Origin of the sequence: Marinobacter sp. SS8-8, assembly GCF_030540945.1 — a bacterium.
In the GTDB taxonomy this organism is placed as follows: Bacteria; Pseudomonadota; Gammaproteobacteria; order Pseudomonadales; family Oleiphilaceae; genus Marinobacter.
In genome coordinates this window covers 121965-135048 of record NZ_JASSVN010000012.1, presented here as the reverse complement: position 1 = coordinate 135048, position 13084 = coordinate 121965, and the positions used below count along the sequence as shown (strand labels likewise).

The following is a 13084-nucleotide window of genomic DNA, read 5'->3' as shown; positions in this document are numbered from 1 at the left end:
ATTACGTTGGTCATGCATCGCCAAGTTCCACCCGCATCTATACCAAGGTGGACGTGGAAACCCTGCGCATGGTGGCGCTGGGCCAAGAGGAGGTGCTGCCATGACCGCCTCCTTTCACAGCGTACTGGGCAAGGATTTTTCGGCTTACTTGAGTTACAAGCGCGCGCTGGGCCGAAAATTTGATACTGAAGAGCTCGCCTTGCAATTATTCGATCACTTTTTGGTCGAGGAACGGGTGAGTGATGCGGCGTTAGTGCAACCGGCGTTGATTGAGGCCTTTCTCGCTTCGCGGCCACGCACTCGCCCACGCAGCTATAACCACCTCTTGGGGGTGCTCCGCTGCTTTTTTGCCTGGCAGGTGACCCAGGAGCGGCTAGCGCATTCTCCGGTTCGTGCTCACCCTCAGCCGGTGACTTCCCAGCTTAAACCCTTCCTGTTCGAACCGGCTCAGGTGGAAGACATCCTGACGTTGGCGTCACAGCTTCCGGACAATTCCCGGGCACCCTGTCGTGGCATGGTCTACCGAACAATCTTCTCGCTGATGTACGGTTTGGGCCTGCGTGTCGGCGAGATTGTGCATCTTCGGTATCGCGACGTCGATTGCCAGCGCAGCCTTCTGGTGATCGACAAGAGCAAGTTTGGCAAGACGCGTTTGGTCCCCTTTGGCCCGCGCATGGCGCAACAGATCGCTGTCTATCTACAGTTTGGCGTTGATCGGTCTGGGCCATGGCAGCCGGATGATCCGGTATTTTCTTTCAGCTTTTTCCCAGAGCGCAAGCCAATGCGTATTGAGACGGTCAGTCAGACATTTCACCACTTGATACTGAAGATGGATCCGTACGTGCCACCTGGCGTACGCCAATCTCATCTGCACTGCCTGCGCCATTCCTTCGCGGTCGCAACTCTGCTCCGCTGGTATCGCACCGGCGTGGATCCCAATCAACGGCTCTTTCATCTATCAACCTTCATGGGCCATGCCGACCCGGCATCGACTGCCTGGTATCTGACCATCACCGAAGCACTGCTCCGGGAGGCGAGCCAACGGTTCGAGCGGTTCGCCGATCCCCGCAGAGAGGAGGAGCTATCATGACAGATCAATTGGGGCGTCTCGTCTTTGCCTTCGTAGAAGACCACCTTAAATGCCAACGGGGGCTGCGCCCGGCCAGTATCCGAAGTTATAAGGAGAGCCTGCGCCTGTTCTTGCAATTCGCTGCAAAGGATAAGCATTGCCGGATCACCCGCTTGGAACTGGCTGATCTCACTGGCGAGCGAGTGCGCCATTTTTTGCAAGACCTTGAACAGGAACGTGGTAATGGGGTTAGAACCCGAAACCAGCGCCTGGCGGCGCTGCATACCTTCTTCGAGTATCTTGCCGGCCGTGAGCCCTACGTGCTCGGGGAAGCACAGCAAATTGCCGCCATTCCCGTCAAACGCTGGCAACCGAGCGAGACTCTGTATCTCGAACGCGACGAGATTAATGCTCTGTTCGCTGCCTTGCCCACCGACCACCCTCAGGCTCTGCGCGACCAAGCCTTGCTTCGCTTCCTTTATAACACCGGAGCACGCGTACAGGAGGTAGCGGATCTGCGCGCAACGCACCTAGAACTCGGTTCTGAGCCCCGAGTACGGCTGCATGGTAAAGGTGACAAATGGCGCACCTGTCCTTTGTGGACGCGAACGGCGGGTCTGATGCAGGACTTACTGGAGCAAAATTGGCAACGGCGCCACTGCAATGACGCTGTCTTCCTGGCCCGCAACGGTGCGCCGCTGACCAGATTTGGTATCTACAAGATCGTGCGGCGTCATACCGTCAAGGTGGTGAAGAAAAGCGCAGATGGTAAAGTGCAGCACACCTCACCCCATGTCTTACGCCACACGACGGCCGTGCATTTGCTTGAAGCAGGTGTCGAGGTCAACGTCATCCGCGCCTGGCTTGGACACGTCAGTTTGGAGACCACCAACCGATACGCCGAGATCACCCTCCGAATGAAAGTGGACGCGCTGCGCACCTGTGAGCCTGTTTGGGATTCTCCGGCGGAGTCCCACCGAAAGCCAGTATGGCGATCAAATTCCGAGCTGCTGCAATGGCTGGAATCCCTGTGATCGTTATGTGCCCCAGTGCAAGGGGGCCTCCTTATGGTTTCAAGGGCTTCCAGGGTGAACGGAACATAATGGGATTGGGAACATAACCCCGATTATGTGTCCCGGCACATAATCGGGGACCACTAATTCCGGAACTCCATTCAGATACTGGAAGGCCCGGGTGTGAGAGCCGATCCAGTCCGGCAATGTCTGGCTCCAGGTGGCTTCGGCGTAGGTGTAATTGGATGCGCCCATCACCGCGACAAAGACCTGCGCCTCGTGGATCTCTCCGGTGGTGCGGTCAATGACGGGCACGGCCTGGCCGGCATAGTCCACGAACAGCTTCTCACCGGCCCGGTGGTCCTGGCGCATCACCAGGTCCAGCTTGCCCCGCCAAGCCCGGTAGTGCTCGCAGAACCAGCTGTACTGATAGCCGTCCGGGTTGGCTTGTCGGTACTCCTGCCAGAGCAGGAACAGGGTGACATTCTTGCCCGCGAGTTCGTCACGGATGTGCTGCCAGTCGGGGATGCCCCTGGCCTGTGCCGGCAGATCCGGTGGCTGCGGGAACAGCAACTGCTCCAGATGGGCCTCGTCCAGATCCGCTGGCAACGGCCAGCTCAGACCGGCCTCAACCGTGCGGCGCAGGTATTCGCTCACAGTGGGGCGGCTGACGCCGCAGACCGCCGCAATCTGGCGGTTACTCAGTTCTCTGTCCCATTTGAGACGGAGGACATCTTTGATCTTGCGCATGGATAACCTCTTCGCGGGCATCTGACCTTCTCCGGATGAAAAGGATCAGAGTACCGTTAAGTTATCCCGCGTCACGCGGCTTCGATGGGGCGAGTCAGGCAGCCTGCCAGGGTGGCAGCTTTGCCGTGGAATCAGTGGCAGCTTTCGCGTGGAATGGGTGGCAGGCTTCGTCTGGAATCAGTGGCAACCTTGGTCTGGAATACGCAGGCTACGACCCGGAGAGCAAGGGCAAGGTGGAAGCCGGCGTGAAGTACGTCAAGCAGGATTGCCTCTACGGTGAAGTCTTCCGAGATCAGGAACACGTACGCCAGCACGTGCAGGACTGGGTTGAGAGTGTAGCCAATGTCCGTATTCATGGGACCACCGGCGAACCACCCCGGGAACGCTTCGAACGGGACGAGCGAGAGCACTTGGAGGCTTACCTATCACCAGCTTGCGTGCAGCCGCTGGCCCACGAGACACGTCGAGCCGACAAGACCGGCCTGATCGCCTGGAAGGCCAACAAATACTCCGTGCCCATGGCCTGGCAACAGGCCCGGGTGGGCGTTCTGGAGTCCGGCGGCCAACTCCACATCAGCGACCTGAACACAGGCGATGTCATCGCCAGCCATGCGCTGTGTTCCGACAAGGGTAAGGTGGTCAAGAACACTCATCACTACCGAGACCATGCCCAGCGCGTGAGCAAGCTGGAATCCGATATCGACGCCCTGATCGGTAATGAGATCGGGCATCAGTTGTGCCAGCAGCTCAAACGCTCCGAGCCCAAGATCTACAAGGATCAGCTCGTCGCTGCCCGTAACCTGCTCAAGCGCCACGAACCCGTGGACCCGGTATTGATCACGACGCTGGCAGAGCGCCCCGGCATGACCGCCACACGGCTGCAAAGCTACCTTGAAGCGGCCCAAGCCGCCGTCCTCCGGGAACGGCAGCCGGAACCGCTGCCAGAACCAAAGCAAACACTGGATCTGAGTGCTTATCGCCGTATTGGCCGCTCCAGTGGCCAGGGGGTGACCCATGAGCCAGCTTGAGCAAACCGTGGCCCGCTACCGCAGTCTGCGCCTGAGCGCAGCCGCCGATGAATTAACAAGCCTGCTGGCCGAGGCGGAAGCCAACGAGATGTCCTATCTCAGCTTCGCGGACCGGCTTGCCGAACACGAACTGATCCAGCGCCAGGACAAGCGCATCCGCCGGAACCGGAAGATGGCCGCGTTCCCGACCGAGAAGCGCCTGGAGGGCTTCGACTACAGGCACCAGACCGCCATCACCAAACGCCAGGTCAATGCCTTGCTGGACTTCCAGTTCCTTGACGAGCGCAACAACCTGGTGTTCATCGGCCCGCCCGGTGTCGGCAAGACCCACCTGGCCATCGGCATTGGCTACAAAGCCGTGGAAGCTGGCTACCGGGTGCTGTTCCGTAACGCCTTGGATCTGGTGGAAGAGCTTGAACTGGCCGAGATGAAGGGTGAGCTGAAAAAGCGGGTCAGCGCCCTGGCCAAATACGATCTGCTGATCATTGATGAACTGGGTTACCTGCCTATGACCCGGCAGGCCCGCTACAACCTGTTCCAACTGATCAACAGCCTGTACGAATACCGGTCCATCATCCTGACCACCAACAAGGACTTCACCAGCTGGGGCGAGTTCTTCCACGACGACAACGTGGCGGTGCCGATCATTGACCGGATCATCCACCATTCACACATCTTTATGTTGGGAGGAGAAAGCTATCGACTGAAGCAGAAAGTTACGAGCTAGACTATGAAGGGTGGGTCAATTTTATTGGCCAAAGGTGGGTCAAAATAAATGGCCATTGACATCTAAACAGGGTAGAACCCATTTGAGGGAGAATAGGCATCGTAAGAATCGGTCTTTAGCTCAGTTTGACTCCCGATTGGTCGCAAAGCGGACATTCAGACTTGGGGATAACGCCCTCATCAGTGGGCAACCGTAGTGGATCCGTTTTTGTGGTAAAAAGGAGCGAAGCGACGCACGACATAAACGGCGGAACGTAGGTTGCTTCACTGCATACGATTGTTAGGCACTGTCGGACACCTTCTGAAGTGCCGCTGCATGTGTCTCCATGGCACTCACTAACGAAAGCAAATAATCTGCTTCTATGATCAAGTGCAACCTGGCAAAAACTTCAGCATCCAAGTCATCGCTGGCCGTTACTACTTTTAGGTGCTTGCTGTGTTGAACTTCGTCAAGATGGCCGCCATTGTGAGCTACTATGTTTCTGATCAACTGCGCATCAAGTATTTTCTTCCATGAGTCGCCATCTGATGGAAACGGGATACCAACTGCCTTTTTCAAGTAAGTCTTAGCTCGTTCGATGCCGCTGCCCTTTATATCAGTTAGTGCGACATTCGATCTGTTGGCCTTCTTGAAACTTAGACATAGCTGATTTAGGTAATCTTCGAATAGCGAGATAACCATAATCAGTTGTGACTGCCGTTGATACTGAGGAAATTCTTGCGCGATGCTTGCCGCCAAATCATTCCTGTAGCCGTACCTATCCCAGCTCAGCGCTTCGTCCTCATCAATGTTTAATGATCGCTCATATGACGCTGACTCATCTCGCCATTGACGTTCAGACAACTCAATGAAAACTCGAAAGCTTTCAAGTGTAAGCGCCTTTAAATCAGCACCTACACCCCAGCCCCAAGATTGCCGACACTGATTTCCTCACCATCAATAGAGGAAGTCAGCATGGTTCACACTCAACGAGAACAGATCTGGCAGCAGCGTATCACGGACTGGCAGGCGTCCGGCCTTTCTGGAATGGCTTACTGCAAACAACAATCTCTGACCTATTGCCGGTTTGTGTATTGGCGAAAGAAACTGACGCACAGCGAACCGGAATTAAACGAGGTTGCATCGTCCGGGTTTGCCAGAGTCACGGCGGCTCCTGACTCAGGAACACCCGATGGGCTAAGGGTTTCTCTGCCCGGTGGTGTGTCGATTACCGGCTTGCATGCGGGCAACATTGAATTGCTGGGTGCGGTGCTGAGGCAGCTGTGATGCGCCACCGATACCTACGCCCATCCTGGGACTTGCCGGAGATCTACCTGTACCGTCAGCCCATTGATTTCCGCAAGCAGGCCAACGGCCTGGCCTTGATTGTTGAGCGGGAGCTGGGACACAGTCCGTTCTCGGGTGCCCTCTACGCCTTCACCAACCGGCAGCGGAACAAGATCAAGTGCCTGATGTGGGAAGACAACGGCTTCGTACTCTATTACAAGGCCCTGGCCGAGGAAAAATTCAAATGGCCAGGCCCCTCCGATGAGCTGATGTCATTGACCGGAGAGCAGATCAACTGGCTGCTGGACGGCTACGACATTACGTTGTTGCGAGGCCATAAAACACTGCATTACGACAGCGTTGGCTAGCGGTTTTTTATGGTGTTTTTTAGTGTGTAAGGGCGTTGTTTTTGCTATAATTTTGCCATGAAAACAACGCCTGATAATGCTTCCAAAACACCCGATCTCAGTGGTCTCTCCACCGCTGAAATGATGGCCGTTATCAGTAACCTGAAAGAACAACTGGCTGCGAAAGATGACATTCTCCAGAGTCAGTTGAAAGAGCGCGACGAAACCATAGAGCGTCGTGACAACTACATCGCCCTTCTCGAAGAGTTACTGCGCTACAAAAAGATCCAGCAGTTCGCAGCCAGCAGCGAAAAGCAGCCCAACCAGATCACCCTGTTCGATGAAGCCGAACTGGAAGTCGGGATTGACGAGCTGCGCGATGAGCTACCTGAGGATGTCGAAGAGGCCGATGCTCCTCCTCGTTCACGCAAGCGCCGCCAACGTGGCTTCTCCGATAATCTGCTGCGCGAGCGTATTGAATTGACGCTCAGCGACGAAGAGAAAGCCGGAGCCAGCAAGACCTTCTTCACCAAGGTGAAAGAAGAGCTGGAGTACATTCCCGCTCAGTTGAAGGTGCTGGAATACTGGCAGGAAAAAGCCGTCTTCGAACAGGATGGCGAGGAACGCATCGTTGCGGCACCTCGTTCAGCCCACCCACTGGGCAAATGCATTGCGACACCGTCACTGCTGGCCTATCTCATTACCTCCAAATACGCCGACGGCTTGCCGCTGTACCGGCAGGAGCAGATGCTCAAACGCCTGGGTCACGAAGTCAGCCGAACCAGCATGGCGCATTGGATTATCCGCCTGAACGACGTGTTCAAGCCGTTGATCAATCTGATGCGAGAAGCCCAGAACGGTAGCGATTACCTGCAAGCTGATGAAACCCGGATCCAGGTGCTCAAGGAAGACGGCAAAAAAGCTCAATCGGATAAATGGATGTGGGTCACCCGGGGTGGCCCGCCCGGCAAGCCCTCGGTTCTGTTCGAGTACGATCCCTCTCGCGGTGGCAAGGTGCCCGTGCGTCTACTGGATGACTTCCAGGGTATCCTGCAAGCCGATGGCTATTCCGGCTATGGGCAGGTGTGCCGCGAGAACAAACTGACCCGGATTGGCTGTTGGGATCACGCTCGACGTAAGTTCGTGGAAGCGTCCAGAGCCGCGCCGGCCAAAGGCAAACCCTCGAAAGCCGATGTAGCCTTGGGCCACATCCGGAAACTGTACGCGGTTGAGAAAGCCGCCCGGGATCTGAGCGATGCCGAGCGCTATCGGGTTCGTCAGGAAAAGAGCCTGCCTATGCTGAAAACCTTCAAAGTCTGGCTGGAGAAACATGCGCCAAAGGTGATGAAGGGCATGCTCACCCGCAAGGCGATGGACTATACCCTGAACCAGTGGGATACCCTGACAGGCTATTGCGAACGCGGTGATTTACAGATCAGCAACGTGCTGGCCGAAAACGCCATCCGGCCCTTCGCCGTTGGCCGAAAAGCCTGGCTGTTCGCCGATACCTCACAGGGCGCAAACGCCAGTGCTACCTGCTATTCTCTGATCGAAACGGCCAAAGCAAATAATTTGGAGCCCTCCGCTTACATCCACCATGTGTTAAAACACATTGCCGAAGCGGACAGCCTCGGAAAACTGGAAGCATTGTTGCCCTGGAATGCTGAGCTGCCGGCCTCAAAAAAAGTCGCTCAATACGATTAGGGCAAGTGGGTCGATTTAATGGCGCTTACTTTCAAGTTGCTGCATGAAATAGCTTGAGACTTGCACAGGGGATAATTTCATTCTGTTCCTCTGCCTAAACGCCTTGGCTTTGCGGCGCACCAGAGCGCTAGCGTAGATGCGACCGACTGACGCTACTGGTTAGCGCGAGGCCCCGGGGAGACTACAGCTCCCTAAAGTTGTTCCATAACCGAGATTCTGACTCACTATCCTAAGGTCTGGGATGGCCGCACATCTCCTTCAACTCTTTCTTTATTCTGCGAGCCTTTTCGCCACGCCAACCCATTGAGTTTGAGAGAAACGAACCGACAACTCGGTAACCGTTAGGATCGGAAGAGAACGGTTTTTTGATATCTCCCATCGTTTCCATACATTCAAGAGCTTCTCTTGCTGCACTATTATTGATGTGGGTCCAGTCACCTCGAATTTCCTTGGCAATGTCGCGTAGATCTCTCATATGCTCCTCCCTGTCGCAAACGCCCCGCATCAGCCGCAAAATTGCAAGCAAAGCGCGGCAATTTTGTCGGACTGCATGCGATTGTTATGTGGTGCTAGTCTGGCTCTTTCCATCTCTGAACCGAACCTTCGAAGAAGTTAACTCGCCCGCCATTTTCGTAATACCAATTTGCAATTATGCCTCCATCAATTCTGTGAGCCGGTCCAAGCAGTTTCTCCACCGCTTCATAGTCCATTCCCGTTTTCAGTTTTCTCCAACTTTTTAGTCTCTTCCATCCGTCATTGGGTATGACAGGCTCACCTGTGTCCTTAATTGAAGATAATCTTGATTCTAGCTTCAGGATTCGATTCTTTAGCTCCTGGATCTCGGCTTCCATACTTGCAAGTTCTCCAGTTTCGAGTTCAGTCTGGATCGATTTGGTTTGCAAGTCTTGGTTGGTCCCAGTTGTAGAGCAGCCAGAAAAAAGCAATGTTGATACAAGGAGAAATCTGATTAGTTTGTTTTTCATCTTGTGCCTCTTGACGTGGTGAGTCATATCAACGCCCGGCTCACGCGCCGGTGTGGAAAGGGCGGCTGAAAATCGGTCACCGTACAGCCGATTGTTAAGCCAGATCCTCGACGACCTTCCAGTGTATGCATTTCTCTGGTAGAACCGCCCCTTCCACACCAATCAGATAATCAAGTAAAGCTCTTACTTTAGTACGAATATTTTCATCCTCTCTAATTCGCACCAGCGCATTATATGGCTTCTCATTTTTTGCTTCTTCTCCAAAAAGAGCCGTTTCAAAGCAGGTCTTGCAAGCAACGAGGTTTACACTTCCATCTTCTTCCTGTAACCCTGCGATGGTGCTATTCATTCCCCAGGCGGGATTCTTAGTCCCTTTGGCCGTGTACTCCTCATCTGTGTCGTGAAGAATGAAAAATGACTTAGAGAACTGTTTAAGCACTTTGGCAACCGATGGGATAATGCCTTTCCCTCTTGCCCTGATTATCTGAACATCACCATATTCTTCTGGATAGAACTCTTTTAACATCGAGAACGCTGTAAATTCAGTATCACCTTCGACAATAACTTGCCTGCCGCCGAAGAAAAATTCATGCACATAAGGGTCGCAGACATTCATTAACTTCAAGTTTCTTTTATCATCTTCGTCCAACTTGGCCCTTTCTGGACGATATAACGTAGTGCTCTTGACTTCGCTATCTTCGTCGCGAAATACTCTGATTATGGTGGTATTGTCTTTCGACAAATCTATAAATATTGGTGAGTGAGACGTAATCATAACCTGCCAATTACCGCTTTCTGGCAGATCATAAAGTACCGACCTAGCTTCCCGTATAGCTGAAGGGTGCAAGCAAATTTCTGGTTCATCCAGCAATAACACATGGGGGCGAGAACCCTTTTTATCCTGAGATTCAGACAAGTATTTTAATGTTGCCCATAACAGAGTTCGCCTTGCGCCACTCCCTTGGTGCTCAATCGTACTAAAATAACCGTCTTCTGGCCCCATAAGAAGATCCGCATTACCCTTGAAGGGCTGATATGCTCCCTCAAGATCAGCCTCTGGCTTCGCATCGAATTTTATTTGGTGCTTAGGGAACAACTTTCTCAAATATTCAGACACTTCACTTTCGATAACTTTTACTTCATCCTCGGTCGCCTTAACGACTTTTGTCTGAAGTTGTCGAATTCTATCTAGTATCAATTCATAATCAGATTTTTCTTGGTCAGGATCTGATTTAATTTCTGATATTTTCTCCTTTAGCATGCTGGTTATTAATTTTGTTATTTCAGCCGCTTGCTTTTCTGGTGTTGCGAACGCATCTATCCTATGCGGAAGTGGGCGTCGAGAGTTGGCAACGTTAGGTGCGCCCCAAGGAACTTGCTCATCCCAGTCATTTTTCTGAGTATCGAACCCTTGTCTCTTGGGATCTTTATTAGGGCTGTCCCAAACCCATTTTTCACGTATCAACCACTCACTATCAGCAGTGGGCTCAAGCCACCTTTCGCCCGGAGCATCATCAAACACGATTGTATGCAATTCAATTGTTGGCAGGTTTTCTGGATCAACTTGCCCGTTGGGGAAATCATTTATTGTCAGCTTTCCATCCTTGGACCCGTGAGACATAACAGTTTCATAGGCCCTCAAAATACTGCTTTTACCGACATTATTAGGTCCGACAAGAACAACGATGTCGTCAAGCTCGATCTCAACTGTCTCAGTTCCGATTGACCTGAAATTGCATATCCGAAGTTTATGTAGACGTGGACGGGGAGAGTTTCCTTCTTCATCAACAAGAGGAACCACTTCTACTGATTTCTTCTTACCAGCCATGTTATCTCCTTATAGAGGCTTAATAGCAATTACGCAGTGTGCTTTATCTTTGCAGAAATTTGACTGCGTCATTATTATTGACTTTTAATAAGCATTAATCGCGTTGCAAATGAATCGATAAAACAATAGCTTAGCCGAGCGATGCCAACTCTGCCATGTAATCATTCAGCGTCTGCAATTTTCTCCACCAATCACACTGGATGAAGTGGCTTTGATTAGAGCGGAGAATCTAGAGGAAAACCCTGTCTCGAATGTTCGCTTTTGTTTAATAGAGGCCGCTCGCCGATCACCATGGCCAAACTCCTTTCAGCGGCATTGCTGCAAAAAATCTCGGATCCACATAGCCTCAGCTGCGCTCAGCTGTAATTGGTAAGTTTTTGTAACCCTATAAAACCGGGCGACATACGCACATTTACCAGAGGGCGGTAACCAGTTTTTCGGGCCCCTGGCACCCTTGCTGCGATTCAAGCTAGCTTCAACAGGTATCAGATTCACCGGATCGTTCGCAAACTTCTCACGCTTTTGCCGGGGCCAAGAGCTGGCCCCATGATCCCACGCCCAATTGAGCGGTACTACGTGGTCAATATCTACTTCAGCGGCGTTCTGAATCACTTTACCTGTGAACGGGCTAATCCACCTCCCCGTTACCACCCGGCATCTATCTCCCGTCGCGAACCGGACGGGGGTAGACGACGCTGAAATCAATGCTTCAGCTCTGCTGTCCTGGCAATCACCATCAGAGTCGTCCCAGCCGTGGCCGAAGGCAGACCGTGAATAATTCCGCATCGGCGCTACGTTCTGATTGGCTGAAGCCGATTGGGCTAGATGTGCAATGTTTTTCGGTAGCCGCCCGCCGGATGCAAGGCACGCATCTACTGACTCAAATGGTTGGTAGCTCTTGGTACGGTCATACCAGCTGCTTTGCGGTGGGTGACAAACACCGCTGTTGGACATTTTTACTAAAGCGGTTGCAGTCGGAGCTGCAGAGACGAGCAAAACGACGATAATGGCTTTTACTAGAGAACTGATCACGAGCGAGGTTTTCTTACTTTTGGTGAAGCAGAATTAGAAAGGATACTGCGTTGAAAATGCCATGTGGGCCCGGGGACATTCCTGCTTAACCACCTCAGCCCACTGATCTGCGCCCCTTATACGCTATTGCAATCCATTGATCCAGTTACAGAAACTTGAATGCGTTGGTTCCAAAGAGGACGGGTGTACAGACACATCACTGTAACCTCCGTCCGGAGTAATTGCGTAGGCTGCGATTCGAACTGCTTCCATCCCACTGTTCAAGACAGCTAACGTCTCGCTACCCGACATGACTGCACAATTACCAACGTATCCAGGCGGCAAATAGCTCAGAGCCTGCATGCCGCCCAATTGCTCGGAGATTTGGGCGATAACTACGCCAGTATCAGTACCGCTTTTGATCAATGGTGAATCTCACTCATAACTTTGATTGTCAGAATTCTAAGCCGAGACTTGAACACCTTGACCTGAAATGGGTCTGGCAGAACAGATCTTTTTGTTGAAACAGCTGCCGGTGGCACCGCTAGGATGCCCAGATCTCTCTCTGGATAGCGCGTAATATGCCCAAACTTCCCCATATTGCTCTGATTGCAACACTCGGAGCCATGTCGACTGCTCTTGCTTATCAATATTCGGAGATTCAGTCCTTGAAGGGTCAGCCAAGGCAATCTCAGGCAATTTCGGAACATACGGTTGTAGCCCTGGTCGATCAGCGACTGGAGGTATTGGAACGCCGGCGCGCCAAAGATGGCTTTGAGAAAAAGGTGTTTGAGTTCGAACTGGCGCAGCAGTCAACGCCGGACCACCGGTTGATCTACGGCAACCCCGAAGCGCGGATTACCCTTCAGGAATTTGGTGATATCGAGTGTCCCTTCTGTCGAAAAATGCACGATGACTTAAAACAGGTTGTCGACAACGCAGAGAACACCGTCAACTGGGAGTTCAAGCACTTCCCTCTCGAAAGTCATAATCCGGCAGCAGCATTGCAGGCCAAAGTCATTGAGTGCGTGAAAGATTCTTACGGTAACAGAGTCGCCTGGGCAGCATTGGACCGGTTCATATTCGAGACTGCCGGAAACGGTAAGGGGGTTGGAGACCTTACGAATTTTGTACGAGGTATGGGCCTTAGCGGCGTCGCAATCGACCTGTGCATGGCGTCGGACGTCCACGAGAATCGCATTGAGAGTGACTATCGGGAAGGACAGGCGCTTGGAATAACAGGGACACCGGCACTACGGATTATTGATACTCAGACTGGTGATGCGTACTTGATCAAGGGCTACAAGACGGCCGAGCAAATAGCCCAGGCCGTGCAGCACATACTGAGGGGCTGACTG

The 13084-nt window shown here is 52.8% G+C and carries 12 protein-coding genes and 2 pseudogenes; 8 read left to right on the top strand and 6 right to left on the bottom strand.

Annotation, left to right across the window (positions count from 1 at the left end; translation table 11 throughout):
• Positions 1–100 precede the first annotated feature (100 nt).
• Positions 101–1090, top strand: a complete 990-nt coding sequence (locus QPL96_RS13390) for a tyrosine-type recombinase/integrase (RefSeq protein WP_303287815.1) — start codon at positions 101–103, stop codon at positions 1088–1090.
• Positions 1087–2103, top strand: a complete 1017-nt coding sequence (locus QPL96_RS13385) for a tyrosine-type recombinase/integrase (protein ID WP_303287814.1) — start codon at positions 1087–1089, stop codon at positions 2101–2103. Before QPL96_RS13390 ends, QPL96_RS13385 begins: the two co-directional genes overlap by 4 nt.
• 111 nt (positions 2104–2214) lie before the next feature.
• Here the strand turns inward: QPL96_RS13385 and istA are convergent.
• A pseudogene (gene istA, locus QPL96_RS13380) lies at positions 2215–2853 on the bottom strand (IS21 family transposase); the annotation flags it as partial.
• Between the two features lie 185 nt (positions 2854–3038).
• On the opposite strand from istA, the pseudogene QPL96_RS13375 reads away from it, so the two are divergent.
• Both QPL96_RS13375 and istB read left to right on the top strand, forming a co-directional pair.
• A pseudogene (locus QPL96_RS13375) lies at positions 3039–3860 on the top strand (IS21 family transposase); the annotation flags it as partial.
• The gene (istB, locus tag QPL96_RS13370; protein WP_273029782.1) at positions 3847–4587 is read left to right on the top strand and encodes an IS21-like element helper ATPase IstB; all 741 of its coding nucleotides are present in this window, start codon (positions 3847–3849) and stop codon (positions 4585–4587) included. The pseudogene QPL96_RS13375 and the gene istB, both read left to right, overlap by 14 nt.
• Positions 4588–4866: 279 nt before the next feature.
• Here istB and QPL96_RS13365 read toward each other — a convergent pair whose 3' ends face one another.
• Positions 4867–5325, bottom strand: a complete 459-nt coding sequence (locus QPL96_RS13365; RefSeq protein WP_303287813.1) for a hypothetical protein — start codon at positions 5323–5325, stop codon at positions 4867–4869.
• A gap of 216 nt (positions 5326–5541) precedes the next feature.
• On the opposite strand from QPL96_RS13365, the gene QPL96_RS13360 reads away from it, so the two are divergent.
• From QPL96_RS13360 to QPL96_RS13350, 3 genes are read left to right on the top strand one after another with little or no spacing between them, the layout of a single operon-like run.
• Positions 5542–5853: a hypothetical protein gene (locus tag QPL96_RS13360; protein WP_075194880.1), complete on the top strand. Its 312-nt coding sequence runs from the start codon at positions 5542–5544 to the stop codon at positions 5851–5853.
• Positions 5853–6221 carry an IS66 family insertion sequence element accessory protein TnpB gene (gene tnpB, locus QPL96_RS13355; RefSeq protein WP_303287812.1) on the top strand — a complete coding sequence of 123 codons (369 nt, stop codon included), beginning with the start codon at positions 5853–5855 and terminating at the stop codon, positions 6219–6221. Before QPL96_RS13360 ends, tnpB begins: the two co-directional genes overlap by 1 nt.
• 57 nt (positions 6222–6278) lie before the next feature.
• Positions 6279–7904 carry an IS66 family transposase gene (locus QPL96_RS13350; RefSeq protein ID WP_303287811.1) on the top strand — a complete coding sequence of 542 codons (1626 nt, stop codon included), beginning with the start codon at positions 6279–6281 and terminating at the stop codon, positions 7902–7904.
• A gap of 229 nt (positions 7905–8133) precedes the next feature.
• On the opposite strand, the gene QPL96_RS13345 is transcribed toward QPL96_RS13350, so the two are convergent.
• The 4 genes from QPL96_RS13345 to QPL96_RS13330 all read right to left on the bottom strand — a co-directional run bounded on the left by QPL96_RS13345 (position 8134) and on the right by QPL96_RS13330 (position 11501).
• Complete coding sequence (locus QPL96_RS13345) at positions 8134–8379, bottom strand: hypothetical protein (RefSeq protein WP_303287810.1); 246 nt, start codon at positions 8377–8379, stop codon at positions 8134–8136.
• Between the two features lie 94 nt (positions 8380–8473).
• On the bottom strand, positions 8474–8887 hold the full coding sequence (locus QPL96_RS13340; RefSeq protein WP_303287809.1) for a hypothetical protein: 414 nt from the start codon (positions 8885–8887) through the stop codon (positions 8474–8476).
• Between the two features lie 94 nt (positions 8888–8981).
• Positions 8982–10715, bottom strand: coding sequence for an ATP-dependent endonuclease (locus QPL96_RS13335; RefSeq protein ID WP_303287808.1), 1734 nt, complete (start codon positions 10713–10715; stop codon positions 8982–8984).
• A gap of 306 nt (positions 10716–11021) precedes the next feature.
• Entirely contained in the window at positions 11022–11501 is a 480-nt protein-coding gene (locus QPL96_RS13330; RefSeq protein ID WP_303287818.1) for an HNH endonuclease family protein, read from the bottom strand.
• Between the two features lie 806 nt (positions 11502–12307).
• Between QPL96_RS13330 and QPL96_RS13325 the strand changes: the two genes are divergently transcribed.
• Positions 12308–13081, top strand: a complete 774-nt coding sequence (locus tag QPL96_RS13325) for a thioredoxin domain-containing protein (protein WP_303287807.1) — start codon at positions 12308–12310, stop codon at positions 13079–13081.
• The last annotated feature ends 3 nt before the right edge of the window (positions 13082–13084 follow it).

Coding starts and splice junctions, on each gene's coding strand:
- QPL96_RS13335 (WP_303287808.1), bottom strand. CDS start 10,715: ATGGCTGGTAAGAAGAAATCAGTAGAAGTGGTTCCTCTTGTTGATGAA.
- QPL96_RS13360 (WP_075194880.1), top strand. CDS start 5,542: ATGGTTCACACTCAACGAGAACAGATCTGGCAGCAGCGTATCACGGAC.
- tnpB (WP_303287812.1), top strand. CDS start 5,853: ATGCGCCACCGATACCTACGCCCATCCTGGGACTTGCCGGAGATCTAC.
- QPL96_RS13330 (WP_303287818.1), bottom strand. CDS start 11,501: ATGCGGAATTATTCACGGTCTGCCTTCGGCCACGGCTGGGACGACTCT.
- QPL96_RS13390 (WP_303287815.1), top strand. CDS start 101: ATGACCGCCTCCTTTCACAGCGTACTGGGCAAGGATTTTTCGGCTTAC.
- QPL96_RS13385 (WP_303287814.1), top strand. CDS start 1,087: ATGACAGATCAATTGGGGCGTCTCGTCTTTGCCTTCGTAGAAGACCAC.
- QPL96_RS13345 (WP_303287810.1), bottom strand. CDS start 8,379: ATGAGAGATCTACGCGACATTGCCAAGGAAATTCGAGGTGACTGGACC.
- istB (WP_273029782.1), top strand. CDS start 3,847: ATGAGCCAGCTTGAGCAAACCGTGGCCCGCTACCGCAGTCTGCGCCTG.
- QPL96_RS13350 (WP_303287811.1), top strand. CDS start 6,279: ATGAAAACAACGCCTGATAATGCTTCCAAAACACCCGATCTCAGTGGT.
- QPL96_RS13325 (WP_303287807.1), top strand. CDS start 12,308: ATGCCCAAACTTCCCCATATTGCTCTGATTGCAACACTCGGAGCCATG.
- QPL96_RS13340 (WP_303287809.1), bottom strand. CDS start 8,887: ATGAAAAACAAACTAATCAGATTTCTCCTTGTATCAACATTGCTTTTT.